Annotated in this window: 27 protein-coding genes and 1 tRNA gene; 16 read left to right on the forward strand and 12 right to left on the reverse strand. The window is 56.6% G+C overall.

All coding sequences use genetic code 11. The annotated features are described in order from the left end of the window. The first annotated feature begins 17 nt into the window (after window positions 1-17). Window positions 18-1,478, forward strand: coding sequence for a cobyric acid synthase (locus C8N43_RS07285; RefSeq protein WP_107844964.1), 1,461 nt, complete (start codon window positions 18-20; stop codon window positions 1,476-1,478). 17 nt (window positions 1,479-1,495) lie between these two features. On the opposite strand, the gene C8N43_RS07290 is transcribed toward C8N43_RS07285, so the two are convergent. The 3 genes from C8N43_RS07290 to C8N43_RS07300 form a co-directional block, all read right to left on the reverse strand. After that, the gene (locus tag C8N43_RS07290) at window positions 1,496-2,470 is read right to left on the reverse strand and encodes a hypothetical protein (protein ID WP_107844965.1); all 975 of its coding nucleotides are present in this window, start codon (window positions 2,468-2,470) and stop codon (window positions 1,496-1,498) included. Between the two features lie 74 nt (window positions 2,471-2,544). Then, complete coding sequence (locus tag C8N43_RS07295) at window positions 2,545-3,915, reverse strand: TolC family outer membrane protein (RefSeq protein WP_211308566.1); 1,371 nt, start codon at window positions 3,913-3,915, stop codon at window positions 2,545-2,547. A 73-nt stretch (window positions 3,916-3,988) separates the two neighbouring features. Next, on the reverse strand, window positions 3,989-4,642 hold the full coding sequence (locus C8N43_RS07300) for a protein-L-isoaspartate O-methyltransferase family protein (protein WP_107844967.1): 654 nt from the start codon (window positions 4,640-4,642) through the stop codon (window positions 3,989-3,991). A 132-nt stretch (window positions 4,643-4,774) separates the two neighbouring features. Between C8N43_RS07300 and C8N43_RS07305 the strand changes: the two genes are divergently transcribed. Then, a tRNA-Cys gene (locus tag C8N43_RS07305) sits at window positions 4,775-4,848 on the forward strand. Between the two features lie 68 nt (window positions 4,849-4,916). Here the strand turns inward: C8N43_RS07305 and C8N43_RS07310 are convergent. The 3 genes from C8N43_RS07310 to C8N43_RS07320 are packed head-to-tail and all read right to left on the reverse strand — an operon-like array spanning window position 4,917 to window position 6,355. After that, window positions 4,917-5,948, reverse strand: coding sequence for a site-specific integrase (locus C8N43_RS07310; RefSeq protein ID WP_107844968.1), 1,032 nt, complete (start codon window positions 5,946-5,948; stop codon window positions 4,917-4,919). Beyond that, window positions 5,945-6,136 carry a hypothetical protein gene (locus tag C8N43_RS07315; RefSeq protein WP_107844969.1) on the reverse strand — a complete coding sequence of 64 codons (192 nt, stop codon included), beginning with the start codon at window positions 6,134-6,136 and terminating at the stop codon, window positions 5,945-5,947. Before C8N43_RS07315 ends, C8N43_RS07310 begins: the two co-directional genes overlap by 4 nt. 24 nt (window positions 6,137-6,160) lie before the next feature. Beyond that, the gene (locus C8N43_RS07320; RefSeq protein WP_107844970.1) at window positions 6,161-6,355 is read right to left on the reverse strand and encodes an Arc family DNA-binding protein; all 195 of its coding nucleotides are present in this window, start codon (window positions 6,353-6,355) and stop codon (window positions 6,161-6,163) included. Window positions 6,356-6,439: 84 nt separating this feature from the next. Here C8N43_RS07320 and C8N43_RS07325 point away from each other — a divergent pair, with 84 nt between their 5' ends. Next, window positions 6,440-6,754: an Arc family DNA-binding protein gene (locus C8N43_RS07325; RefSeq protein WP_107844971.1), complete on the forward strand. Its 315-nt coding sequence runs from the start codon at window positions 6,440-6,442 to the stop codon at window positions 6,752-6,754. 2 nt (window positions 6,755-6,756) lie between these two features. On the opposite strand, the gene C8N43_RS19800 is transcribed toward C8N43_RS07325, so the two are convergent. After that, window positions 6,757-7,140, reverse strand: coding sequence for a hypothetical protein (locus C8N43_RS19800; protein WP_245912940.1), 384 nt, complete (start codon window positions 7,138-7,140; stop codon window positions 6,757-6,759). Between the two features lie 416 nt (window positions 7,141-7,556). Between C8N43_RS19800 and C8N43_RS07335 the strand changes: the two genes are divergently transcribed. Beyond that, entirely contained in the window at window positions 7,557-7,769 is a 213-nt protein-coding gene (locus tag C8N43_RS07335) for a helix-turn-helix domain-containing protein (protein ID WP_107844973.1), read from the forward strand. Window positions 7,770-7,771: 2 nt separating this feature from the next. Further along, window positions 7,772-7,972, forward strand: coding sequence for a hypothetical protein (locus C8N43_RS07340; protein WP_107844974.1), 201 nt, complete (start codon window positions 7,772-7,774; stop codon window positions 7,970-7,972). A gap of 383 nt (window positions 7,973-8,355) precedes the next feature. Here the strand turns inward: C8N43_RS07340 and C8N43_RS07350 are convergent, their stop codons facing one another. The 4 genes from C8N43_RS07350 to C8N43_RS07365 all read right to left on the reverse strand — a co-directional run bounded on the left by C8N43_RS07350 (window position 8,356) and on the right by C8N43_RS07365 (window position 12,330). Beyond that, window positions 8,356-9,732 carry a hypothetical protein gene (locus C8N43_RS07350; protein WP_107844976.1) on the reverse strand — a complete coding sequence of 459 codons (1,377 nt, stop codon included), beginning with the start codon at window positions 9,730-9,732 and terminating at the stop codon, window positions 8,356-8,358. After that, window positions 9,725-10,945, reverse strand: a complete 1,221-nt coding sequence (locus C8N43_RS07355) for a DedA family protein (RefSeq protein ID WP_107844977.1) — start codon at window positions 10,943-10,945, stop codon at window positions 9,725-9,727. Before C8N43_RS07355 ends, C8N43_RS07350 begins: the two co-directional genes overlap by 8 nt. Before the next feature lie 3 nt (window positions 10,946-10,948). Further along, window positions 10,949-12,043 (reverse strand): KamA family radical SAM protein, encoded by a 1,095-nt coding sequence (locus C8N43_RS07360; RefSeq protein WP_245912943.1) that lies wholly within the window; start codon window positions 12,041-12,043, stop codon window positions 10,949-10,951. 101 nt (window positions 12,044-12,144) lie between these two features. Then, window positions 12,145-12,330 (reverse strand): hypothetical protein, encoded by a 186-nt coding sequence (locus C8N43_RS07365; RefSeq protein WP_107844979.1) that lies wholly within the window; start codon window positions 12,328-12,330, stop codon window positions 12,145-12,147. A gap of 433 nt (window positions 12,331-12,763) precedes the next feature. Between C8N43_RS07365 and C8N43_RS19445 the strand changes: the two genes are divergently transcribed. The 4 genes from C8N43_RS19445 to C8N43_RS19455 are packed head-to-tail and all read left to right on the forward strand — an operon-like array spanning window position 12,764 to window position 17,081. Next, a complete protein-coding gene (locus C8N43_RS19445) occupies window positions 12,764-13,921 on the forward strand; it encodes a hypothetical protein (RefSeq protein WP_158269938.1) in 1,158 nt (385 codons plus the stop codon). Continuing rightward, window positions 13,903-15,645 carry a hypothetical protein gene (locus tag C8N43_RS19450; protein ID WP_146174183.1) on the forward strand — a complete coding sequence of 581 codons (1,743 nt, stop codon included), beginning with the start codon at window positions 13,903-13,905 and terminating at the stop codon, window positions 15,643-15,645. The genes C8N43_RS19445 and C8N43_RS19450 overlap by 19 nt, the downstream gene beginning before the upstream one ends. Beyond that, window positions 15,635-16,312, forward strand: coding sequence for an HAD hydrolase-like protein (locus tag C8N43_RS07375; protein ID WP_107844981.1), 678 nt, complete (start codon window positions 15,635-15,637; stop codon window positions 16,310-16,312). The genes C8N43_RS19450 and C8N43_RS07375 overlap by 11 nt, the downstream gene beginning before the upstream one ends. Then, a complete protein-coding gene (locus C8N43_RS19455) occupies window positions 16,305-17,081 on the forward strand; it encodes an alpha/beta hydrolase family protein (protein WP_146174184.1) in 777 nt (258 codons plus the stop codon). The genes C8N43_RS07375 and C8N43_RS19455 overlap by 8 nt, the downstream gene beginning before the upstream one ends. Window positions 17,082-17,294: 213 nt before the next feature. On the opposite strand, the gene C8N43_RS07380 is transcribed toward C8N43_RS19455, so the two are convergent. Next, window positions 17,295-17,552, reverse strand: a complete 258-nt coding sequence (locus tag C8N43_RS07380) for a hypothetical protein (protein ID WP_107846283.1) — start codon at window positions 17,550-17,552, stop codon at window positions 17,295-17,297. Window positions 17,553-17,745: 193 nt separating this feature from the next. Here C8N43_RS07380 and C8N43_RS07385 point away from each other — a divergent pair, with 193 nt between their 5' ends. From C8N43_RS07385 to C8N43_RS07415, 7 genes are all read left to right on the forward strand, one after another. After that, entirely contained in the window at window positions 17,746-18,072 is a 327-nt protein-coding gene (locus C8N43_RS07385; RefSeq protein WP_107844982.1) for a hypothetical protein, read from the forward strand. 64 nt (window positions 18,073-18,136) lie between these two features. Next, window positions 18,137-18,715, forward strand: coding sequence for a lytic transglycosylase domain-containing protein (locus tag C8N43_RS07390; RefSeq protein WP_107844983.1), 579 nt, complete (start codon window positions 18,137-18,139; stop codon window positions 18,713-18,715). Next, window positions 18,715-19,005 carry a TrbC/VirB2 family protein gene (locus tag C8N43_RS07395; protein WP_107844984.1) on the forward strand — a complete coding sequence of 97 codons (291 nt, stop codon included), beginning with the start codon at window positions 18,715-18,717 and terminating at the stop codon, window positions 19,003-19,005. The genes C8N43_RS07390 and C8N43_RS07395 overlap by 1 nt, the downstream gene beginning before the upstream one ends. Before the next feature lie 7 nt (window positions 19,006-19,012). Next, a complete protein-coding gene (locus C8N43_RS07400) occupies window positions 19,013-19,291 on the forward strand; it encodes a VirB3 family type IV secretion system protein (protein WP_107844985.1) in 279 nt (92 codons plus the stop codon). Continuing rightward, on the forward strand, window positions 19,281-21,647 hold the full coding sequence (locus C8N43_RS07405; RefSeq protein WP_107844986.1) for a VirB4 family type IV secretion/conjugal transfer ATPase: 2,367 nt from the start codon (window positions 19,281-19,283) through the stop codon (window positions 21,645-21,647). Before C8N43_RS07400 ends, C8N43_RS07405 begins: the two co-directional genes overlap by 11 nt. Before the next feature lie 143 nt (window positions 21,648-21,790). Next, complete coding sequence (locus C8N43_RS07410) at window positions 21,791-22,939, forward strand: lytic transglycosylase domain-containing protein (RefSeq protein WP_211308567.1); 1,149 nt, start codon at window positions 21,791-21,793, stop codon at window positions 22,937-22,939. Beyond that, window positions 22,936-23,715 carry a type IV secretion system protein gene (locus C8N43_RS07415; RefSeq protein ID WP_107844987.1) on the forward strand — a complete coding sequence of 260 codons (780 nt, stop codon included), beginning with the start codon at window positions 22,936-22,938 and terminating at the stop codon, window positions 23,713-23,715. Before C8N43_RS07410 ends, C8N43_RS07415 begins: the two co-directional genes overlap by 4 nt. The last annotated feature ends 1 nt before the right edge of the window (window position 23,716 follow it).

Here is a 23,716-nt window from a genome sequence, read left to right on the forward strand (position 1 = left end):
CAGCTTAGGAGGGCGGGATGACCAAGGCAATCATGGTGCAGGGCGCGGGCTCGAATGTCGGCAAATCCATGGTCGTGGCCGGGCTGTGCCGCCTGTTCAGCCGCCGCGGGATGACCGTCCGCCCGTTCAAGCCGCAAAACATGTCAAACAACGCCGCTGTCACCTCGGACGGGGGGGAAATCGGCCGCGCGCAGGCGCTGCAGGCTCTGGCCTGCGGCGTGGCCCCGCACACCGATATGAACCCGGTGCTGTTGAAACCCGAAAGCGAGATCGGCGCGCAAGTGATCGTGCAGGGCAAACGGTTTGCGACCCTCAAGGCGCGAGACTATGCGCAGGCCAAGCCTACGCTTCTGGGCAAATGCGTCGAAAGCTATCGGCGTCTGGCAGCGGACTGCGATCTGGTGGTGATTGAAGGCGCGGGCAGCCCTGCCGAGATCAATCTGCGCGCGGGCGACATCGCCAATATGGGCTTTGCAGAGGCGGTCGACGCGCCGGTCCTGTTGGTCGGTGACATAGACCGCGGCGGCGTCATCGCGCAGCTTGTCGGGACCTACGCGATCCTGCCGGAGACCGACCGGGACCGGATCAAGGGCTTCATGATCAACAAGTTCCGCGGGGACGTGTCACTCTTTGACGATGGCTTAACCGAGATTGCGAACCGCACCGGCTGGACCTCCGCCGGGGTGCTTCCGTGGTTCAAGGATGCGTGGCGACTGCCAGCCGAGGACGTGATGGATATCACCTCCAACGCAAAGGCGGAGGGGCTCAAAATCGCGGTGCCGAAGCTGTCCCGCATTGCTAATTTCGATGATCTCGACCCGCTTGCGATGGAGCCCGGCGTCTCGGTCGAGATTATCGAGCCCGGCCGCCACCTGCCCGGAGACGCGGACCTTGTTCTGATCCCCGGATCGAAATCCACCATCGGCGATCTTGCCGATTTCCGCGCACAGGGCTGGGACACGGATCTGTTCGCCCATGTGCGGCGCGGCGGGCATGTTCTTGGGATTTGCGGGGGGTATCAGATGCTTGGTCGGATCGTCTCTGACCCGCAGGGGATCGAGGGCGCGCCCGGCTCGGTGCCCGGCCTAGGATTGCTTGACGTCACGACGGTCATGGCGCCGCATAAGCATCTGGCGGAGGTCGAAGGTTCTCATCCGGCCAGCGGTGCCGTCGTGACCGGCTATGAGATCCATATTGGGGAGACCGGCGGCCCCGATTGCGCGCGTTCCTGGCTGGAGATCGAAGGACGCGCGACGGGTGCCGCATCAGCCGACGGTCGGATCAAAGGATGCTATCTGCATGGCATATTCGTGTCCGACGGGTTCCGGGGCGCATATCTCGAAAGTCTTGGCGGCACGTCTGAGGTTGGAAACTACGGCGCGGCGGTCGAGGACACGCTTGATACCTTGGCCGATCATCTCGAACAGCATCTCGACATCGAGGCCCTACTTGGGCTCGCCACCGACATTCCGGACTGACGATCTAAGGGTTTGGCCTAGTCGAATTCGCGCGTCAGCATCGCGCGGTGGATTTCACGGCGAACGAGCTTGCGCACGTTGCGAGTGATCTTTTCGCCAAGCTCGCCGGTCAGCTCTTCCCGGACGATCTGTGCCACGAGATCACGCAAGGCATCTTCATCGATCAGCCCTTCGTCGAAATCACCAAGGCTCGGGCCGTCCTCAAGCTCCGCCTCATCTGCATCAATGACCGATGCCGCTGCGGCGCTTGCGAATTCCGCTTCTTCGACCAAGCTTTCCTCGTCCGGGTCGGTGGCATCGTCTTCGACGGTCTCTGCCTCTTCGACGTTCCATATTTCCGGCTCATCGTCCGGCAGCTCTTCGGCGTCCTCGAATTCGTCCTCCTCGGACGGCGTTTCGAAGTCCTGTTCGGGTGATGCTTCCGCCACCTCCTCGTGATCCGCGTCGTCGATATCCGCGTGACCGGCCGAAATCCAATCCGGCGTGTCGATCTCATCAGCGGCCACCGTATTGTCCGCGACGATTTGCGGCGACCAGCCTTCGCTGGGGCGATCTGATGTGGCGTCGTCCTGATCGTTCTCCTCTTCGGTGGCGACTTCAGGCGCCTCCTCTGCAACATCATCGCGTGGGGTCAGGCTGTCGTGGCGGATGAAATCAACGATGGGCGTCTCGCCCTCGGTTTCGTCATCCTCGTAATACTCATCTGCACCCGCGATGGAGGGCCAGTCGATCCCGTCCTGCTCGCCCTCTTCCGTGGAAACAGCCTCGCGCAAATTGGTCATCTCGGAGGCCTCGGGCAGCTCAACGTCGTCTTCGCGATCGTTGTTCACACGTTGCTCGGAAGTCAGAACAAGTGCTTCCGGCGCGCGCGATTCCTCGTCCGTATCAGGTGTGTCTTCGGCGTCACGCTCATGTGCTGCGGTGTCGGACACAAGCCTGCGGATGGAGGACAATACGTCCTCGACATCGGATTTCGTCACCGAATCTGACATTTTACTCAAGCCTCTACGCGTTTTTCTTGAAGATAACCAAGCGGCAGCGGCCTGACAACAGATGCATCAATTCTTCAGTTTTTTTGGTAGCGCTGAAGAATACGGTTCAGCTTCTTGCCCTGCTTCGAGCTGGGGACCGGCGCGCTTTGCACCGCGTTGTAATATTCTGACGGGTCATATCGATCGACGTTCAGGCCCAACGCATCCGCCGTAAGGACCCCGACCGAGGACAGCAGGGTGTAGGCCGCGGAATAGACCTGTGTTTCGGACACGACGCGGTTGGTGCGGGCGTCGAACAGCGCCTGCTCGGCGTCAAGAACGTCGAGCGTGGTGCGCGCGCCAAGCTTGGCCTCTTCACGTACGCCTTCAAAGGCGATCCGGGCGGCACGGATCTGGCGATCCGCGGCATCGACTTGGGCATTGGCCACGAACAGCTGCGACCATGCGTTGGCGACGCCCTGTTCGACCTGGAGCACGGTTTGGTTCAACCCTGCCTTGGCGCTGTGGACCGCGGCCAATGACTGACGCGTCAGGGCCGACAATTGCCCGCCCTGGTAGATCGGCACTGACATCGTCAGCCCGATATTGGCGGAATTGTTCGCGTTCGAGCTGTGCCCGGCAGAGCCATTGAGCGAGATCGAAGGCCGGGTCGCGGCCTTGGTCGCGGCAAAGCTCAGCTCGGCGGCCTTGATCTGGTGCTGTGCCTGATCGATCAGCGGATTGATGCGGCGCGCCTGAGCCTTCGCAGCCTCTAACGAGCTGGGCAATTTCGGCAGGCGCGCAATCGGATCAAGTCCGCTGGCGCGACGGCCGACGGCGATCTTGTAAAGCTCTCGGCTGATCTCGAGCTGGCCTTGCGCATCCACAAGCGAGCCACGAGCCTCGGCCAGACGGGCCTCCGCTTGGGCGACATCGGTGCGGGTTACTTCGCCCACTTCGAACCGGTCGCGGGCGGCGCGCAGTTCTTGTGTGATCAGGCGAAGATTATTCTCACGCAACTGCACCACCCGGCCGTCGCGCAGGACCTGTAGATACGCATTCACCGCATCCAGAAGGACTTGTTGTTCCTGCTGCACAAGCGCTGCGCGCACGGCAAGCACGGTTTCCTTGGCGGCCTCAATGGTCAGCTGCGACCGGCCCGCATCCCACACCAGCAGCTGCAACGTCAGCGCGATGGAGCTGCTCAGCTGGTCGGCACCGGGCTGGACCGGATCGCTCAGACGCAAATCTGCTTCGGCGGCGATCTGTGGCAGCAGCGCAGACAACGCGATTGCGACGTCCTCGTCATTGGCGCGTAGGGTTGCGCGTTGCTGCTCGAGGAGATTGGAATTGTTGTAGGCGGCGGTCAGCGCACTGGCGAGGCTTTCTGCGGACAGCTGGAGCGGCGCAATCGCCAGTCCGAGCGCAAAAAGCGATGTCTTGGTCAAGTTCCGTGCAGTTTTCATGCGGTGCCACCTTACTGGTTTCCGCCTCGACCCACTCCCCCAAACGCGCCAAGACATTGATGTTCAATCCGTACTATAGCGCGAAGGACGGCTCCGTTGCGAAACCGGGCAGCACCGGCGCGCCCGCGTTGAAGGCCAGTCGCCAACTGACACGGCCATCCGTTTTGTAGCCGACCCGCGCCTCGCTGAGTTGTCCTTCGGTAAAGATCGCACCGATCCGGCCGCCATCACGAAGCTGATCGAGCACCGCCTGCGGCACCTGAGCGACGGCGCCTTCGATGTAGATCACATCATAGGGTCCATGCTTCGCCGCCCCGTCCGCGAGCGGTCCGGTGATGACGACAGCGTTGTCGATCCCTTCCTGCAAAAGCGCGTCTTCGGCGTCACGCGCCATAGTCTCGTCTTCTTCCAGCGCGACGACAGCGTCGGTCATATGCGCCAGCACCGCCGCCGGATACCCGAAGCCACAGCCGATGTTGAGCACCACATCGCCGCGCTGAATATCCAGCGCGTCCAGCAGCTTGGCAAAGCTGCGCGGCTCCAGCAAAACCCGGTCCGCGCCCAGGGCGAGGTTCTCGCCCGCATAGGCCACGTGACGCTTGTTTTCGGGCACGAACGCTTCGCGGCGCACCGACAAAAGCGCGTCAATGATGGGAAACTTGGTCACATCGGAAGGCCGCACCTGCGTGTCGACCATCATCGTGCGATTTTTGGCGTAATCGATCATACTAAACCTGGTAGTCTAGTTTCAGTTAATTTTGTGTTGCCATAGAAAGCCATGCCGGGCAACGGCCAAGTGCCGGTTGTGGGGCTTGCGTGTCCATTTTCGCTGGTCTAAGAGGCTCTCAGCGGAGGCTTCGGCGAGTTGGCGGAGTGGTGACGCAGCGGATTGCAAATCCGTGTACACCGGTTCGATTCCGGTACTCGCCTCCAATAAAATCAATGACTTGCGTCATCCTACCTCTCCTTCACTGCCATTTTTGAAACAACCGTTGAAACTTTCACGTTTCGCTCTTGCTTCGTTCCATTTGATTTCTCGCCTCTTGAGCGCGCTTCGCGAGCTCCCTTTGCCGGATCGGCCCGCCGTATTTTTTCAGCATCTCAACGCCTGAGTGCCCGGTGACAGCCTTGACCATCTCGTCATCACATCCAGCCAAATAAAGCTCGATCGTCGCGTTTTTCCTGAGCCCGTGCGTTTTGTAGTAGCTCGCCTTCTCATGCTTCATCTTCTTTTTGATGGTGCGCATTTCCTCCGCAACGATACGGTAGCTCACCGGTCGACCTTTGGGGTCGGTCACGACAGTGCCATCCGTTCGCGCGAGTCCGTCGAGATGGGCCTTGAGTCGATCCGTGAGCGGGATCCACAGCGGCTTGTCGGTTTTGCCTTGAGTGAAATCGAATCCTTCGTCGGAGAAATGGTCCCACTTCATCTTCACGACATCGCCAATACGCTGACCTGTGCCGACGCAAAGCTCATAGACCAGCCGCGCCCGTTTGGAAGCCAGCGCTTCGAACTCGGCGCGAACATCGTCTGGCCAAGGCTCCCACCCGTCGCTCTGCTGCTTGAAGAGTGGGATGCCCTTTGCCGGATTGCCGTGCTCCTTCTTGATGAAGCCAATCAATCGTGCGTGGTTCATCAAGACGACCATGACCTGGACGAGATAGTTGGCTTGCCGCCAATGATCCGCATTTGCCCGGTGCAGTTCATAAATGTGATGGGTTTCGATCCTGGCCGGGTCTTTCTCGGCCCAGATGTCACGAATGTGGCTGATGTAACGCCGGTAGTCTGATTTCGTCCGGGGCTTCAGCTTCTCATACGCGTCGCTCTCATAGTAGCTGAGGATCAGCGCCTCGAAATTGCGCTTCACCGGTGCTGGCGCTGGCTTGCCCTTTAGCAACCGATTGTAGTGATCCCAAAATTCCGGCGTGCCCGCTTCCTCGTGCATCATGACGGAGATACCACGCGACCGCCGGATGAACCGAAGGTATCCTCTGTCATTGTAGACGTATTTTGGCAGGCTCTTGCGGGTCATTCGCCCATTCTCAAATCACTATTGAGGAAGTCATCTGCTACCTCGGCCGCCACCATGTTGGCGTCAACGATGACGCTGCCATCGGGTTTGATCTCGAACTTCGCGCGTTGCCAACCTGCCTCCCGCGCCTCGCGGATAAAGGCCGAGGCCGCTTGTTTCGCTTTCGTCTGTGCACTTGCTTTGGTCATAGTAACAACACCTCTCTCACCGGGTTAACAACGCGCATTATCGCCCTGATCCATAATGATATTTCCAATTGATCCAGGTGTAGAGCGCCTATCCTTTGCCGCGCGAATGGCGCGGATCACTTCAGAATTCTGGGAGTTGCCGTTGCGATCGGACTCCGCCTTGATCCACTCTTTGAGCTCTTGAGGAAGCCGAAGCTGCATTGGTTTACGACTGTTCATGAAACGCCTCCAGGTTGAAACCACAACCCGTTAGTGGCATTTAGCCACTATTGCGTCAATCGAATTTTATGGCACAGTGCCACCATGTCAGAACAAAGTGCTCAAAATCAGGACAAGTTCATCGTGCGATTGCCGGATGGCCTTCGTGACCGGGTACGGCTTGCGGCCGAGAGCAACCATCGCAGCATGAACGCAGAAGTAGTTGCCCTCCTTGAAGAAAACTATCCCACACCAGTCCCGGAAAACATCAGCGACCCCGCAGCCCGAATGCTATTCTGGCTCGCCAAACGAATTCGACGGAGAAGCCCGAAACCGGGCTCACCCAGAGATAAGCAAGCCGCCCTATACGAGCGTATTGCGGGCGATATTTCAGAACGCATGAAGGATATCGGGGAATAGCATTAGTAGGCCACCCACTCATACCCGTGATTGCCTTCGTGGTCCTCCCATTCAACGCCGACCCCGCGCCGCCAATTTGATGACGAACAGCGCCGCGACGGCAGAACCCATTGCGGGGCAGCCGCTGGCGTGGTGCGTTGCCAGCCGAATTCGCCCTGCGTGCCGTAGGTCCCGAGGCGCATGTTGTAACTCTCAGAGCAATCGTCGTCGCGACCGCGTTCTCGATGGCTGTAGTGCCGCACATCCCAAACGCGGATCGAGCGTACGAAGTCGAATTCCAAGCCACTGATGTCGATATCGGCACCGCCTTCGACCACCTTTGCCAAAATGACTTGGCCTAGCGTCTGACCTGTTTGGTTGCTGGCCTCCCAAGTTTTCGGGGCCATACTTTGTAAAGGCGCACGCTGAGAAACACCCATCGGACAACGCCAGATTTGCAACGGCGGCTCAATCGGCCAGGGCGTGATCCGACGGATGAACACGGCACGGGCATGAGCACATTCGGCTGACGCGGGCCAACCACCTGCCAGGCAAAGCAAAATGGCGCAATCAACCTGATAGGCTTTCGCCGCTTGCGGAGCCACGGCTGAAAGCAGAGCCAAAGCCGTTCCGGCAGTCCAATTTCTGAAAAGTCTGCACCACATATCAATATATGCCTTTTGATTTCATTACTACATTATTGCTACCTTACGGCCACACTCCGCCTTTACACCATATGCGAGTATCCCCTTTGTGAGGCTCGCGCGCGCTTTGTGGAATATATTCCGTAGAGCAATCTCAGCGATCTGGCCGAATACAGGCCATGAGATTGAGGGAAGAAGTTGGGTTAAATATCCGGAATCTAAGAAATTCCAAAGGTATGAGCCAGGAACAACTAGCTTTGGCTGCGGACATAGATCGCAGCTACGTCAGCGAGATCGAACTCGCGAGAGTCTCGATATCAGTTGATATTCTGGAGCAGATAGCACTTGCCCTCGAAGTCGCACCAAAGGATTTGTTTAACGAGAGAGGCTAGTTTTGCCCGAACTTGAAAATGTTCGCTCAACGGCCGAAGCCATCGGCCGCATTACATGCATCAAAACAGGCGAAGAAATCGGTCTGCTGTATAGATGGGACAATGGCGAGACGCAGGCCGCGATGTATAAAGACGGCTTGGCAGCTTCGCTAACTTTCGAAGATCAAGCCATTAATCCGGACCTTGGTACAAAGCGCGGCTAATGGCTGGAAAGAGCCCGAGGCGGTCGTGCTTGCGGGAGCCTGAAGTGTCCGCTCTGCGAATCTCTCCGGGCAAAGCATTAATTTGGGTCATGAAGTTGTCACTAGCGTTCTCGCGACGATCTGACTGAGCGGCTGCGGAATGGGCGCTTCTGACGTCGGAAGCCTCGGAGCCTGTTCGCCCGTCGTAGAATACAGCCGGGAGTTCCAGGCGCGGGCGGCAGAGGAACTGGCCCAGCTGCCGGAAGGGTCGGCCGTAGCGGAGATGTTCAGCGACTACGCGGTGATGAGGGAGCAGTCGCGGGCATGCGAAATCTCTGGGTGAGGCGCGGCGTGTTAAAGCCGGGACCAAGGCAACTAGCATGGTCCCGGCTGCTGCGGAATTCTCACATTCCGCACACGGTCATGACGGCGTCGCTCATGCCGTGTATCTTCTTCTTTTCCAGTGAGCAGTGCGTGACAAGGATATTCGATAGCACCGCTTCCCCGTCTATCGCGAAGTAGTAGGGCGTTATGCGAGCACGTCCTTCGATCACTTCGATGCAGCCAGGGCTCTTTGATGCGGACAATTCGATCCGATCTGGCGCAGCGTAACGCTGGAGGATCGAGGTAGGTGCGGGAAAACTTGTCAGCGCCTCGTTGATCTTGCTCTGCCAAACCTCGCGGCTCACGTCGTGGCCGACGATAACGCCACGGCTTCCCCACGCATCGGGAGAAAACCCGGACGGCTTAATGACGAACTGACGCTGTTTTTGGCTGAGACTATGAAGCTCCGACCAGCTCTGCACAGGCGCACGATCGATTTCCAGCCCTGGAATGGTGGCGTAGGGCGGAAGCGGTGCAGGATCCATGATCCACGTCTGCGGGATCACCTCGCATAGGCCAGCATAAGTGTCGTCGCCCAGATGATTCCGCCAATGAGCCTCCAACGCAGGATGGTGAAGCAAGGCGAACCAGAGCTTCTCTTCCAGGTGCGGTTTAGGCGGTGGGGTGAGTTTCAGCCGTTTACCCCGTGCAAGAAAGGTCAAAAGTTCCCATTTTGAGATCTGTTGATGGTCAAAAAGCTCCATGAAGCGGTAGACGATATCAGCAGACACTCTTCTCGTGTCGACCATAAATGAGGCCCCGTCCTCAGTGTAGGACAGGTCCCGCGGATGTGCGACGTGTACCGAATGACCTTCGCCGCGGAGCCTGTCTGCCAGCCAGATCATCTCGTCGCGGTAATCGTGCGACTCGTCGGAGACGACAATGACCACCGAAGTAGCCGGTCCGAGCTTCGTGCTTCGGACGGCTTTCAGAAAACCCTCATTGATCGGGATGTCGCCAACGATCTTATGGCCGGCTCGCTGATAGCATTCGGCAAGGCGTGCTGTAAGACCGAAACCTCCAGGCACAGAGTCCAATTCGCAAATGGCAAAGCGTCCGTTGGAGATCAGCACGTCAGGTCGGATAATTGGGGGTAGAGCACCGCGAAAGGCCTTGGCCCGGCCAAGGCGCACGATCTCTTCAGGCTTCCCATTGTCGACGTATTTGGCGACCCACTCGGGCGCCTTGCCGTCCAAGCTTTCCAGATAAAGCTTGTTCTGGGCCATATAGAACTGCATCAGCAGGCGACCCAGAATCCGAAAACGGCGGATTGTCTCCTCGGAGATTGGCATAGGCGCAGGTGAAAAGCGGCAGGGCATGAAGCTCGCCAACTCGCTACAAATCGCGATATCCCGGTTGCCATCGATGCGGTTCGCAGGGGACAGCGTCTCATTCATGGTCAGATCCTTTCCGAGCGGCGAAAACGTAGCGTTGTGTAAGTCCGCTGACCTGTTCGGTGGCCACAATGCGCACCAGCTTCATGTGCGGCGAGGTGAAGATGTCGTCGGGCACCACTCGCGCGATCCTGGGGTCGACGAGTTCAATACCGGCCTCGCGGAAGGCAAAGACAACCAGTGAGGAACATGAGAAGCGATCGGTCTCGTGCCGCCCTGCTGTGATCGTGACTGGCGACCCAATCTTTGAACGTGCACAATCTGCGGCCTTCATTGCGGCTTCGACAGTGCAGCGCGGGCGGAGGTGAGCAATCGCGTACCGGACGGGCAAGCAGGTGATCGAATGGTCGGTAACCACCTTGCTGAAGCCGTGAGCGAAACGCTCTTCTTGGATGGCCATCGCAGTGTGGGCCCAGCGTCCCCAAGGCGCAGGTGTGTGCAGCCGGATCAAGAAGACGTCCCCGGGGCGAACATCGGGAAACGCGGTAGCTAGATCGCGCCTGAGCCGCCTGGAAGGCGTTCCACGCAACCAGATCTCCAGCCAGCGGATAGGATGCCAAGGCAGATACCAGACGTAGAAATACACCGCCCGACGAAAATTGAACCATCGCCGATTGGGCGGACGCTTCAGCGGACAAAATGGCTTCCGCGTGTAGACCCAGATTGCAACTAGGAACATCGCGGCGACTATGCTGACACCAGCAAGCGCGTTTTCGATCGGGATCCGGCTCAGCACGTTCGCGCTGAAGTAGCCAAGGGCAATGAAGCCACAAGAACTCGCAAGGGCCGCAAACGCCTCGATCAGCAGGAACCGTGATGGTGCCACTTTGCCCGCTGCCAGAACAGGCAGGACTGCTCGCAGGTATGGTGTGAAGTGGCCGGCGAGAATGAAGCGCACCGGTGCATTCCCAAGTGGTTCACGGACGGGCTCAAATCGTTCAATAGCCGAACGGATATACCGAACCTGTTGCAATTGCGACGACAGGAAGAAGGTTGTCACGTCGCCGATGAGAGTGCCCATGTAAACTGCCGCAATCGAGAAGATCGGATTGAGCATCCCTTGGGCGATCAACACGCCCACAACGACCAGCCCAATGGTTCCGGATAGGAAGAAGCTGGTGAGCGCGGAAGCCTCGGCGATCGCGAGGACGAAGATCACCCAGTAAACCCACTCGGAGGCCGTGAAGGTAGCAATAAAGCTGTCGATCTGCTCCATGGCTCAACCCTCCGAACCGTGAGGATCGGGATAGCGGAAGATCTCGCCCTTGTGGTTTTTCAGGAGCAAGTCTGCCCCGTCTCTCCCGACAACGGAGTTCGGCGACAGCGGTATCTTTCCGCCGCCCCCAGGGGCGTCGATAACGAAGGTCGGCACCGCGTAGCCCGAGGTGTGCCCGCGCAGCCCCTCAATGATCTCGAGTCCCTTTGAGACCGGAGTTCGGAAATGCGCCGAGCCGGTGATCGGATCGCACTGGTAAACATAGTAAGGGCGAACGCGACATTTCAGGAGCGCGTGCATCAACGTCTTCATCGTGCCGACGTCATCGTTGATGCCCTTGAGCAGCACTGTCTGAGAGCCGAGCGGGATACCGGCGTCGGCCAGCCGCGCGAGCGCTTCAGTCGCTTCGGGCGTGAATTCGGCAGGATGTGTAGCATGCACGCTCAACCAAAGCGGATGATGCCGACGAAGAATCGCGGTCAACTTCGGCGTGATCCGCATTGGCATCACGACAGGAACCTTTGAGCCGATCCGCACGAACTCAACGTGCGGGATCGAACGGAGCCGCCCGAGAAGCCAGTCAAGCTTCTCGTCGCCCAGCGTCAAAGGATCACCACCAGAAAGGAGAACGTCGCGGATCTCTGGGTGCGCCTCTATATAGGCCAGCGCCTGTTCCGCCTGCCGGGTCGAGAACTGATACTCGCCGCCGGCCTGTCCGACCATCCGCGACCGCGTGCAGTAGCGACAATATGTCGAGCAAGTGCCGGTCGTCAGGAACAGCACCCGGTCAGGATAGCGGTGCACCAGGCCGGGGGTTGAGGTGTCTTGGTCCTCGCTCAAGGGGTCATTCGCCTCGCCCGGATTTTTCAGGTATTCCTGCTCAACGGGGATGTGTGTGCGGCGCAGCGGTTCGGACGGATCGTCCAAGCCCATGATGCTGGCGTAGTACGGTGTGATGCCGACCGGCAGCCCAGTCGTATGCTGCGACAGCGCGGCGCGCTCATCATCGGAAAGTTGGAACACCTGCTCGACCTGAACGAGTGACCGGATACGAAGCCGCATCTGGCAGCGCCAGTCGTTCCACTCTGCGGTGGTCACGTTGGGAAAGAACCGACGTCGGAATTGATCAGCAGCGTCTGACAGTGGGAACTCTGCCCCCTCAATGGGGCGAGGCTTTCTGTAGATTGAGCACCCGGTTTTCATGCGCACGCCCCCTGATCTTGGAAGAGGCGTGTCGCATTCTCTTCCTGTTCAACCTCATGGAGTGCGAGCGAGAAATCGAGGTGCGGAGAATAGAAGGCCATCCATTGGATCTCTGTCGCAAGCAAAGACCTCGGAGGCACATACAGATTAATTTGAATGTGTTCTTCAGTGGTTGTAGCCATGCCATGTCTCCTTTCAACATGTTTGATCGCGGTGGACCAAAGGCTAAACATCTGATTTTATGTGCAAATACATCGTCTTGATTGGTGCTGTATCACCATTGCTAACTGCCAAGAATCAACGCCAATACTTGAGTGGCAGGATCGCAAACGGGGACGTTGCAAGCAGTTCTGGTCTTGCGGTGGGAAGACAAGCAGTGATCCAGTGATCAAGAGAATAGGTAACAACACCGGCCACAGCGACTTTTGGATCTTCCGACAGATCGCTCGTGTGCTCTCAGGCCAAAAGACCCTCCCAAATCACACAACACAAACTGCCAACTATCACCGCCAACAAAAAGCAGTATGGTAGAACGTGTGCTTTAACCACGAATCAACTTGGCAGGTGTGGGGTGTGAACCACAAGAATTCAAATCGACCACTAGCGCCAGGAAGCTTGGTAGACAGTGTCGACGCGTTTTTTGATGCGGCAGCGAAGAACCTGAAAGATGGGAAGAACTACAAGTATTGCACACCCAAGGGGCGGCCATCAGTGCCAGCGCTTTTGGAGATCTTTAAGGGCGACTTCAAAGGAAAGCTATCTACTTGGCGGAACGCGTCGCCTCGCACTGGGACACCCAAAAATCAACTGAGACGCACAGATGACTTGATCGCGATCTTTTCAGGAGATCCCAATCGCCTGTTTCATCATTCCAAACCGTTAGTGAGGCCCGAGAAACAAGACGACTACAACGAAGTATCGGCTTTTTGGCGGAAGAATTTTCAAGAAAGGATGAGCGAACTAATTATTCATCTCCAATCATATCGCAATGAAGTCGTTTCATGCTTGTTTGAACTGGAAGCACTGAGTTCGAAAGAGAAAGTACAAAAGCCATTTGCTGCGCCAAGCCTAAGGGAACCAAGAATTGGTGCGAAGCGAGAAGTCAAAGCGCAATCTGAAACCCATAGTCATTTTGCCGCCGAAGCGAACACACATAGCGACAGGTCCTCAACAAGCCAAATTCTCAACTCCCGTCTTGAGCTCATGAATGCGATAACCGCCGAAGTCAGCGGCGATCTTTCAAGCTACCGAGCCACGACGGTGGGCCCAAACTTTTTGCATCCCGATTGGGTTGTAGAAAGACGCAATAGGCGCTCCACGACCCCCAACTATGAGGCGATATACTATAAGGCGGTTGTTTCACATGCGGGAGAACGCCTGCATGAGCACAGGATATTTTTTCGAAATACAAACAGATACATAGACAAAGTGAACCGGCTCGTCGAGCCGACTGAGCGGACAAAATTCATAGATGATATGCTGGAGAGGATCCGTTTAGTCTGGGGCGAAAGCTATGATCGAGGTCCCAGCATTCGCTGTCACAACGTGGGTTTCTTTCGTGTGGAGATCGTATTTCCAAATTGCCTCATTGTCGGACGACGTCTCGAAGAAAATGGACCTGTATCAGGTGGCTTATTGATAAGCGACCCAGCACAAATTGGGCCGGAACGGTCTCATTTTGATCAAATCTTTGAGGCAGGATACCGAGGGCAGGAGACGGAAGTCCAAGCGCTTGCGTCATTCGTGAGGAATTTATGGACAAGTTCCGAGTAATCGTTTCATCAGTATTTCCCAGCGACCTAATGGCTGTTCTTATAGCGCGAACCTGCGAAGAGCGGGTTAAGATTGAGCTTGAGGTCAATGAGAGCTTTGATTTGGGAAGTAGCGCACATAGGCAGTATGTTTCCCGGGCGGCACTTCCCTTGTTAGATTGGAAATTTTGCGAAGATGGGATTTGGCGGCAAAAATTTGTTCCACTAGACGGCCTTGATGATCACGACGTCGTGAAAGCCGTGAACGCGACGGTTGCGAGTTATCAGGAAGAATTTTGTGTCGATGAGAGTACGAAAATAGAATTCAAACAAGTGGCAGATCGGGCGATCCATGAATTCAATTCCGTTCCTACTACATCTGGTCAAAGTGCATGGGCACGCATCACCTCCACTTTATTGACGTGTATCTTTGACCTTTATGACATCGATGTCGATACACTCAGCGGGTTCTCAAAGGCTAGAAAGGATGGCCTGCAAGCGAATGACCTTCACGCCATATGCGACCATATCCAAAAGGAAATGTCCCGGAAATCCCTACTTGAAGCGCGACTGAGTTTTGGGGGACAGATAGTTCTTCGTGAGCGGAACGCTGAAGCGGAGCAAAAACTTGATAGAGTAGAAATGCATGGGGAGAGCATAGTTTTTATTGGATTGAGTGGGGAGTACGCAGCCAGAGACTTGTCTGAGAAAGTCGAAAAAAATGAACTAGCTATATTTCTTAGAGGACCGGTTCAGATGGTTCTCTCGAAGCCGGCAATACACTTGCCGTGGTACGCTAAAGGGTTCTTCATTGAATTAGATTCTGCTGATGCAGACGGAGTGGAATTTCTGTCTCCAATGGTCGTTTACGACGAGCTGAGATCGCTCGCCAACAGCAGCACTGCGAAACGACTTAAACCTACAGGATACTCCCTGATCGAGTATTCGTCTCCAGCTGTTGCAGCGGCTTGTCGATCGTTACTCGGATCGAATGTTAATCATGAAGACCTAGAAGACTGGCGGGAGATGGTGTCGCTTTTTCCAGCTTCAAGGGAGAAACTTTCCAAGCGTCAGGGCCGCCTAGTCGTGCCATTGATTTCCAAATTTCGGAGAAGAGCTCGATGCGAACTGGATGACGGCCGACTCGTCGGGAGCGTTTCCGGTTACAATGGTGGGAATACGTCGGTACCAATATCTCTTCTTGGATGGAACCTAATTTATACTGTTGAGTTGCTGAAATTTGTTTGTGATTGCTCGAACTCATATAGTCCAAGAGTTGTGACGGATTCTGGATTGGATAGACTGTCCGACTTTGGTTTTGTTGATCAAGAAGGTGCAGTGCAAATGGCTGCTTTTTCGGATCATTTTGCAAAGATATTTGATCAGATTTGTGGGTCTCTGATATCCTGGGGTATTTCCGAGCAGGCTCTAGAATCACGTTTCTCTTCATGCCTTCAAGAATTGAGGGATGTATCTACCTTCAAACTAGATGTAAGGGAGAAGGTGGAGCTTCCGAAGTCTTTCCGCAAGGCGGTGAAGAACACTGATCTCTATTCGCAGCACTTGCTGGAAGAGTACTACAAGTTTGCTTCGTTTTTTTGCGCCAGTGTTCTAAAGGCCCACCCCCTAGTTTTCTGCGCGACACATACCAAGGCCTGTGGCGCAGAAGTTCTGCGCGAACTGATCAAACAGAGAAAGGGCATCCCTTTTCATCCGTTCAAATTGGAAGTGCTTGATGCTATCTGAACCCAGAGTAGTGGTCTTAGACCTAGACGGAGTAATTCTTGATACATTTCGTGTCCATGTTGCATCATGGACAGCAATAGCTGCAAACTTTGGAAAAGATGTTAGTGTAGTTAATTTTGAGAATTATAAGGGTGTGGAAACACGTGATGCGTTAGTTCGACTCTTCGGCGAACTAGATGTGGAAATTCAAGACTTCGACATTGAAAATCTTGTTCAGGTCAAGTGCATTTTAAGGGATATCTTAATTCAAAGAATTTCACCGACCGATATTTTGCCCGGCGCCCATAGTTTAATTCTTGATGCTTCAAAAAAATGCGAAAGGCTGGTTTGTCTGGCTACAACTTCGGCATGTGAAAGAATTCTAAGTCAGGTCCAACTGAGTGATTTTTTTACCGATGTGATATGTGGCGCTAGGTTACGGCCATCTAAGTCGGAGAGTGCAGAGTGCCTGAGCGAGTGGCTAGAGTCTAAGTCGCTTGATCCTCACGGTGTACTTTACATCGATGATGCGGAGGCCGCTGTTCGGCATGCGAGGTCGGCCGGAATCCCCTCGCTGTTGAAGTTGGATCGAGTGCCGCATAGTCTTGATGTGCCGTCTTTGGATACCTTGGATGGTAAGTGTCTGTTAGAAATGATGAATCTTGCGATGGAGTCGGCCGATGATTAAGAAGCATAGGATCATTCACGATGGGCTCTGCGCAGACCTGTATGTTCCAGAGGGCCGCCCAAGTATTGGTACAGCGGTTTATCTGTATGGTTTTCCGGGAAGCATGGGCCAGACGGACCCGGTTCAGCAGCTTGTAAAGTTCGGTTTTTCTGTGTTGCAGCCACATTTTCCAGGCTCCTACGACAGTTCTGGTAAATGTACTCCGGCAGCTTGCTTTGAGGTCTTGGGTAAGTTGGAAGCGATGGTGCAATCCGGCACTCTACCGAATGCAAAAAATGGGAAACATATCTCTGGTGTTGAGCCTATAAGTGTTTTGGTTGGGCATAGTTTCGGAGCCTATGCGGCGCTCCATGGCTGCAGTCCCCTTCAAGAAGTGCGGGAGATATTCTTGCTCGGGCCAGCAATTGCCTTTTCGAGTAGCCTAGACGGCATTGGTCTGAACGAGGACGTAGATAAGCAATTTTCCTACATTCAGAAGACTAGACCGTTCACATATAGGTTGGGTGGAAAGGGCGAATGGAGGGAGTTATACTCTGGCTCTAGCGACCGCGATTTTGAGCGGGAAGCTGGGAAAATCGAAAGGGTTTTCATGGTTTGCGGTGCGGCGGATCCATATTTCAACCATGAGTTAATGGAAAAGAATGGAGAGGAAATTGTTCGTTCAGTGATCCGAGGAGATTATGAATTCTTTAATAAACGCGTTTCTGGTGTTGCTCATGGTCCAGCGGGCTTAATGCAGCCAGCACTGGAAATGAGCGGGATAACTTAAACGCACTGTCAATCTGGTGGGAAATACAGTGGTAACTTCCAAGTGACGCATCGAGATCGAGAAGGTTCGACGCCAGTCCCATGCCCACCATCAAATGGCTGCTATCCGGTATTGGGTCGTTAACGGACGAACGTGGCTAAATGATAGGTCCCGCACATCAAGCCTTCGCCGCCGCTTTGTTGAACGGCATCTTTCTATAGGTGAGGACGGGTTTCAATTCCTCACGTCGTCCAGAAGTTCCAAAAGACGCGCGTAGTCTTCGCTGGCGACGCGCGCTTGCTCGAAGACCTCACGATGCTCCAGGTCCTGGCAACGGAAGTACCGCTCGGCATCAGTGAAATACGTCTCCGCATCGTGCTTCAACAGGTCCGCATAGGCCCTCACGTCATCGAGATCGGTAGGCATCCAAGGTGGCGCAGGTGGCAGGCAAGCGCCCGCGATTGCAGCAGAGCCCCAGATCAAGGCGATCATAGCCGCACATGTTTGTTTCAAAAGCGCCATATTATCTTGGCTCAGCCACTCCGTTGCAGTAAATTCGTTTCAACGCATGAAAGGCGCAAAAACTCAAATTGCACCTATTGAATGCAAGATTATAATATTGTATCGGTTGGGTAGTCCATGAGGGACTGCCGGGCCAATGCACAATTCTGCAAGGCTCGATCCTATGAATTTGATGCAAGACGCCCCCAATGTTGTCAGTGAAGACGGGCTGCGCACGCTGCTTGCCGAGGGTCATTCGGCGGATGTTGTGTGCCGGGTTACGCCCAAACGTACAGGTGCTCAGTGGTCCGGGGTTTGGACCGTGCATTGCGTCTCGCCCGATGGCGAGACGCGTCGCCTGCTCGTCACTGCACGCAACAACATGGCTGCCCGAGAGTTCAAGACAATCAACGGCTTGTCCAGTTTCCTTGCTGGCCTTGGCGTTTCGATCGTCTCAATCCCAATGGTCGAAGGCAAGATCGCCTCGCATCAGCTGGACAACGCGGACTAAGTTACTTGCCGTCCTCGCAGCATTCCTTGCTGCCCCCGCCTATTCTGAAGGCTTCGTGCTTTCCATGCGGGCTGATGGCCAGCTGGAGAGCAAAGCCCCCCAAACAGGTTTTGCACAAAGCTATGTAGACGGGATAGGCGCAACCCCACCAGAACTGATCGTTTTCGCAGCTCCTGAGCCCGAAGCTCCGCCTCCCGCACCAACCCGCGCTGTTCCCCGCCCCGAAATCCTTGCAGCCCTTGAAAGCACCGCGCATCGCTATGGCGGGCACCCGGCATTGCGCAGCGCGGGTCTGTCTGTTTCCGAATGGCAGGCACTCTTCCAAGCTAATATCGAGATCGAAAGCGCCTATCGCCCGAATGCGCGCAGCTCCGCAGGCGCGATTGGCCTTGGACAGTTGATGCCTGCGACGGCCGCTCAGCTTGGCGTAGATCCGCATGACTGGCAGGCCAACCTGGATGGCTCTGCTCGTTACCTTCTCATGATGCTGGCACAGTTCGGCACGCCCGAACTCGCGCTTGCCGCCTATAACGCCGGACCGAACGCGGTCGAGCGCTATGGCGGCATCCCTCCCTACCGAGAAACCCAAAATCACGTGCGCCGAGTCATGACCGTGCGTGATCGACTGATTGGAGCCTCCTGATGCACACACATTTCCGCACGATCCTGTCGCTGGCTCTGGCCAGTCTGCTGATTGCCAACCCCGCTCTTGCACAGAGTATCGATCTCTCGCCGGTGCAGAACCTTCTGCAAGGCATCGTCGACACGATCACCGGCCCATTGGGCATTGTGATCGGCACCTTAGCCCTCATCGGTGTGTTCCTCTCCTGGCTCTTCGGCATTCTGGATTTCCGCCAGGCTCTCTGGGTCCTGGTCGCTATCGCAGGAATTGCGGCCGCACCGACCATCGTGACCGCAATCTGGGGCGCGTAAAATCGGCATGGCAACGCAAACCCGCCTCTTCCTGGGCCTGATCCGGCCACCGAAGCTCATTGGCTTGCCAATCATGTATGCCATGGTCTGGCTCTTCGGGTTTGTGTTGCTGTTTCTGTGGGTCCAGAGCTGGCCGGTGATCCTTATCGCCGCTCTGGCCTATCCCGCGCTGTGGAAAGCCGCTGACTGGGATCCGGCCTTTCTTGAGGTGATGGTCACAGCGCTGCAGGAAACGCCGCCCACCCCGAACCGCAAGATCCATTCGGGGGACAGCTATGCTCCATGACCCTTCGGATGACCTTGCCATGCTGCCAGACTGGGCGCGCAATGAGCGGCCGATGGCCAGCATGCTGCCCTATGTCAGCCTCGTGAATGACGTGACGATCCGCACGCGCGGCAATGCGTTGTTCCAATGCATCTGCCTCGATGGGGTCAACAGCATGACCAGCGATGACGCGCATCTGGAGAAGATCCGCGCGCTCTTCGCCGCGATCATCGCGCAGATCGGGTCAGACTACAGTTTCTACGTCCACAAGGTCTCAAAAGCGATTGAGACCGCCTTACCACCGGTGCCAAATGAAGGGTTTGCGCAAGAGTTGGATACCCGCTGGCAAACGGCGATGACGCGGGCGGGTCTGCGGGACAAGACGCTCACACTCACCGTGCTGAAACGTCCTCCCCTCGGCGCACGGCTGCGCCTGAAGCGCTCAGACGCGATCGCTCAGCTGAAAGACCAGACGGCAAAGCAGCTGCGCAAACTCGAGGAAGTCGTTGGGTTTCTGCTCTCATCCTTCGCGGAGATGAACCCGCGCCTGCTTGGGGCTGAGAGCGGCGAACTGCTCGGGTTCCTCGGAGCGCTCAATATTGGCCAGGAGCGTCCGCTCTTCGCAAAATCCCGCTATGGCATCATTGCCGAGGATGTGGCCAATACCCGTGTCACCTTTCAGGGACGAGGTTTTACGCTCGACGATGGGACGGCGGGCAAGCGGTTTGGCACCAGTTTCGCGATCAAGACCTATCCAGCCAAAACCAACTGCACCATGTTCGATGAGCTAAACCTGCCTGTCGACATGGTGGTCACGCACTCTTTCACACCGATCAACAGCAACATCATGGCCAGCCGGATCAAGCGGCAACAGCGCCTGATGAAGGCCAGCGATGATGGCGCGATTTCTCTTGCTGAAGAACTGGTCGACGCGCTGGACGATCTGGAATCCAAACGGCTCAGCTTTGGCGATCATCACATGACGGTCACGGTTTTCGCCGAGACCGAGGAAAAGCTGGAGGCTATCGCGGCCGAAGTGCGAAACATCGCAGCCAGTGAAGGCGTCAATCTGGTCAACGAGAGCTTTGCGGCTCGGACCCATTATTTCGCGCAGCATCCGGGCAATGGGCAGATGCGCAGCCGTAAGGCCGCCATCACCAATACGAACTTTGCCGACCTCGCAGCGCTTCATCGCGGACAACTGGGCAAACCCGGACACAAAGTGCCTTGGGGCAAACCGATTACCCTGTTCCCGACGCCTGAACGCTCGGGCTTCCTGTTCAACTATCATGAGACGGGTCAGCCGGACAAAGAGCCAACCGGTGGACATACCTTGATCCTCGGCCGCCCTGGCTCTGGCAAGTCGGTGTTGTCTGCATTCCTCATGACCCAAGCCCGGCGCTGCGACGCGCGCGTCTTTGTCTTCGACTATCGCGCGGGCATGGAAATGGCGGTGCGGGCCAATGGCGGGCGGTACAGCGCTATCAAGGCAGGAGAAGCGACAGGTCTCAACCCGCTGCGCACCGAAATCGATGGGCGCGGGCAAGCCTGGCTTTCCGATTGGCTGGCCACGCTGCTGCATCGCACCGACAAACCCCTGAGCCCGGTTCAGATCAACCGCATTCAAGAGGTGACGCGCCAGAACGCCGGGGCGAGCGATGCCGCGTTGCGCAACTGGCAGGATTTGGCCTCACTCTTTGTGGCCGGGGCAGATGAAGGGGATCTGTTCGAGCGGATCCAGGAATGGACCGCAGATGGCCGCTTTGGCTGGATTTTCGGGCAAAGCTCTGAGGATACCTTCTCGCTCGACGGCGATGTCGTGGGGTTCGACCTAACCGGAATTCTCGACAGCGAAAGCGAGAAAGAACGCATGGCGGTCCTGTCATATTTGTTTCGGCGGGTGGAGCGTGTGATCGAGGATCGCAAACCGACGCTGATCATCATCGATGAGGCCTGGAAGGCGCTCGACAACCCGTATTTCGCAGACCGGCTCAGCAACTGGTTGGTCACAGCGCGCAAACAAAACGCGGTCGTCGTAATGATGACCCAATACGCAAGCCAGCTTGAGAAAACCCGCACCGGCAAGACGATTGTCGAGGCCGTGCCGACGCAACTCTTGCTTCCCAATATCCGCGCCTCGGCAAGCGACTACACCATGCTGGGCCTTTCAGAGAAAGAGCTCAGCGTTCTGCTTGGCACAGGCAGTAACTCCCGCTTGGCCTTGGTGCGCGACGATCAAGGCTCCGTCGTTATCGATGCCGATCTCAACGCCCTTGGCCCATACCTCACGATCCTTGGCGGCATGGAAAAAGGCGAAGCGCTGGTGGGCGCGGATTACCGCCAGAACCCCGAATTTTGGAGACAGATTGATGTGTAGACTGTGCGTGCTGACCCTCACCCTTTTGACCCTGACAGCCTGTGCGGAATACCGGCCGTCAGAAGCTGAATGCTTCAACTCTTTTGCTGAGGTCAGTCGCAGTAATTGCAATTTCGAGCCGCTCGGGCCGATTGGTGGACTGAGTGAATAGTTTTCGCCCGCATATCCTAGCGGGCTTGTTGTCGCTTGCCGCGCCATTGGCCTTTGCCCAAGGTGTGCCAACCTTCGATGCGGGCATGTTCCTGCAGCGTGAGCGCGTGTTGCAGCAGGGCGAACAAGATCTGGCGCTCCAGCGGGATCGGTTGACCAAAGAAGAAGAGCTTGAAGAGCTGGAACAAGAACAACTTCAAGCGCTGGAAGACATTCTTGATGCCTCGACGCTTGCCAGCGGGAACTCAGGCGCGCTGATCGCGAGCTTGGAAGCTGGTTCATCACCTGAAAGCGCCGCAGAGACGCTTTACGGCCCGGTTGACCCAAACCCCGGCGCAGCCCAAATGTTCGGCGATGCTTCCGGCTCGATCGAAGAGCTGATCATTCGCGCGGCTCAGGAAACGCACCATATGTCCGGCGTGCGTGCGGCGGGTCTCTCGCCCAAGCAATGGCGCTGCCTGTTGCAGGCGCTGATCTGGCAAGAAAGCCGTTTCACCATCGGCGCGCGCTCGCCTGTTGGTGCATTTGGCCTGACCCAGATCATGCCTGGCACGGCGCAGGATCTCGGGATATATCCAGCCTATTACGAAAACCCCTACATCCAGGTCACCGGCGGCGCGCGCTACCTGGCTCAGATGCTGGCCATGTTTGACGGCAACATCATTCACGGGCTGGCCGCCTACAATGCCGGTCCTGGCAATGTGCAGCGCTACGGCGGCGTGCCGCCCTTTGCCGAAACCCAGCACTACGTTCAGGTGATCCCCGAACGCTACAATCTCTACCTTGCACGCGTCGGCGGTGTTGATGCACTCGGCACAATTGATCCGGTTCTGCTCGCCAACTCCACCATGAGCCTGAACTCGTTCGGCGCAGGCGTCTATGGCGACTTCTCCTTGGTCTCGGTGCAAGCGGCTGCGCTGCGCGTGCAGGACATCATCACCCGCATTGGTGAGACCGACGACATTCACGCGGCCATGTCGCTCAATACCTACGCGCGGGCCGAGCTCGCTCGCCTGCTCGCAATTCGCACGCGCCTCAAGGCCGCTCATACCCGCCCGCTCAGCGCGGCAGAGCTGGCTTTGGCAGCCGCCCAGGTGCGCGAACAAGACTTCATGCACTTTGATCTGGAGGCTCTCCGATGATCCGCTTTCTTTCTACCGTTGCCACCTGCGCGTTGCTGGTTGCCTCACCCCTGTTTGCCCAAGGCGTTCCCACGGTCGACACACGCAACATCGCGCAGGAAATTCGCCAGCTGCAGCAAATGCTGGAGGATTTTGGGATCCAGACCGACCAGCTCGACACGCTTCTCGAACAGCTCGATCTGGTGCAGCAGCAACTCGACACGCTTAATGAGACCTACGCAGCCCTGACCGGCGCGACGGATATCATTGAAATGGCCATGGGTGGTGATCTCGATGGGCTTCTCGATCAGGAATTCGGCGACCTCCTTGGCACCATCCGGCAAATCCAAAGCGGCGATTTCAGCGGCCTCATCGGCAACGCGGCCCCTCAGATGGAAGGGCGCATGACGCAAGCTCTGGAGGATGCAGGCTTTGACCAAGATACCCTTTCTGACATGGCCAGCAGCGGCAATCCAGGGGCGGAACGCATCGCTAGCCAGGCGGGCACCGGGGCGGTGATGTCGGCAGCGGCTGAAAACAGCTATGACGAGGCCGCGCAATCCTTGGAACGGGTCGAGCAGCTGGTCTCGCTAATCCCCGACATGGAAACGCTCAAGGAAGCCGTCGATCACAACACCCGCGTCACGGCCGAGCTGGCGATTGCCATGACGCGCATGTGGGAGCTCGAAGCTATTCAGACCGTCGGTGCGGGCCAATCCGGCGTCGTGGATGCCGCCACCCTGGCCGAAGAGCGCCGCTATATGGACTTCACCCTGCCAGACCTGCGCGCGGACTGAC

Origin of the sequence: Litoreibacter ponti, assembly GCF_003054285.1 — a bacterium.
Taxonomy (GTDB): Bacteria; Pseudomonadota; Alphaproteobacteria; order Rhodobacterales; family Rhodobacteraceae; genus Litoreibacter; species Litoreibacter ponti.

Coding starts and splice junctions, on each gene's coding strand:
- C8N43_RS07365 (WP_107844979.1), bottom strand. CDS start 12,330: ATGGCTACAACCACTGAAGAACACATTCAAATTAATCTGTATGTGCCT.
- C8N43_RS07400 (WP_107844985.1), top strand. CDS start 19,013: ATGGCAACGCAAACCCGCCTCTTCCTGGGCCTGATCCGGCCACCGAAG.
- C8N43_RS19450 (WP_146174183.1), top strand. CDS start 13,903: ATGGACAAGTTCCGAGTAATCGTTTCATCAGTATTTCCCAGCGACCTA.
- C8N43_RS07380 (WP_107846283.1), bottom strand. CDS start 17,552: ATGATCGCCTTGATCTGGGGCTCTGCTGCAATCGCGGGCGCTTGCCTG.
- C8N43_RS07325 (WP_107844971.1), top strand. CDS start 6,440: ATGTCAGAACAAAGTGCTCAAAATCAGGACAAGTTCATCGTGCGATTG.
- C8N43_RS07375 (WP_107844981.1), top strand. CDS start 15,635: ATGCTATCTGAACCCAGAGTAGTGGTCTTAGACCTAGACGGAGTAATT.
- C8N43_RS07385 (WP_107844982.1), top strand. CDS start 17,746: ATGAATTTGATGCAAGACGCCCCCAATGTTGTCAGTGAAGACGGGCTG.
- C8N43_RS07355 (WP_107844977.1), bottom strand. CDS start 10,945: ATGGAGCAGATCGACAGCTTTATTGCTACCTTCACGGCCTCCGAGTGG.
- C8N43_RS07335 (WP_107844973.1), top strand. CDS start 7,557: ATGAGATTGAGGGAAGAAGTTGGGTTAAATATCCGGAATCTAAGAAAT.
- C8N43_RS07415 (WP_107844987.1), top strand. CDS start 22,936: ATGATCCGCTTTCTTTCTACCGTTGCCACCTGCGCGTTGCTGGTTGCC.
- C8N43_RS07315 (WP_107844969.1), bottom strand. CDS start 6,136: ATGACCAAAGCAAGTGCACAGACGAAAGCGAAACAAGCGGCCTCGGCC.
- C8N43_RS07320 (WP_107844970.1), bottom strand. CDS start 6,355: ATGAACAGTCGTAAACCAATGCAGCTTCGGCTTCCTCAAGAGCTCAAA.
- C8N43_RS07405 (WP_107844986.1), top strand. CDS start 19,281: ATGCTCCATGACCCTTCGGATGACCTTGCCATGCTGCCAGACTGGGCG.
- C8N43_RS19455 (WP_146174184.1), top strand. CDS start 16,305: ATGATTAAGAAGCATAGGATCATTCACGATGGGCTCTGCGCAGACCTG.
- C8N43_RS07395 (WP_107844984.1), top strand. CDS start 18,715: ATGCACACACATTTCCGCACGATCCTGTCGCTGGCTCTGGCCAGTCTG.
- C8N43_RS07290 (WP_107844965.1), bottom strand. CDS start 2,470: ATGTCAGATTCGGTGACGAAATCCGATGTCGAGGACGTATTGTCCTCC.
- C8N43_RS07300 (WP_107844967.1), bottom strand. CDS start 4,642: ATGATCGATTACGCCAAAAATCGCACGATGATGGTCGACACGCAGGTG.
- C8N43_RS07285 (WP_107844964.1), top strand. CDS start 18: ATGACCAAGGCAATCATGGTGCAGGGCGCGGGCTCGAATGTCGGCAAA.
- C8N43_RS07350 (WP_107844976.1), bottom strand. CDS start 9,732: ATGAATGAGACGCTGTCCCCTGCGAACCGCATCGATGGCAACCGGGAT.
- C8N43_RS07390 (WP_107844983.1), top strand. CDS start 18,137: ATGCGGGCTGATGGCCAGCTGGAGAGCAAAGCCCCCCAAACAGGTTTT.
- C8N43_RS19800 (WP_245912940.1), bottom strand. CDS start 7,140: ATGGCCCCGAAAACTTGGGAGGCCAGCAACCAAACAGGTCAGACGCTA.
- C8N43_RS07310 (WP_107844968.1), bottom strand. CDS start 5,948: ATGACCCGCAAGAGCCTGCCAAAATACGTCTACAATGACAGAGGATAC.
- C8N43_RS07295 (WP_211308566.1), bottom strand. CDS start 3,915: ATGAAAACTGCACGGAACTTGACCAAGACATCGCTTTTTGCGCTCGGA.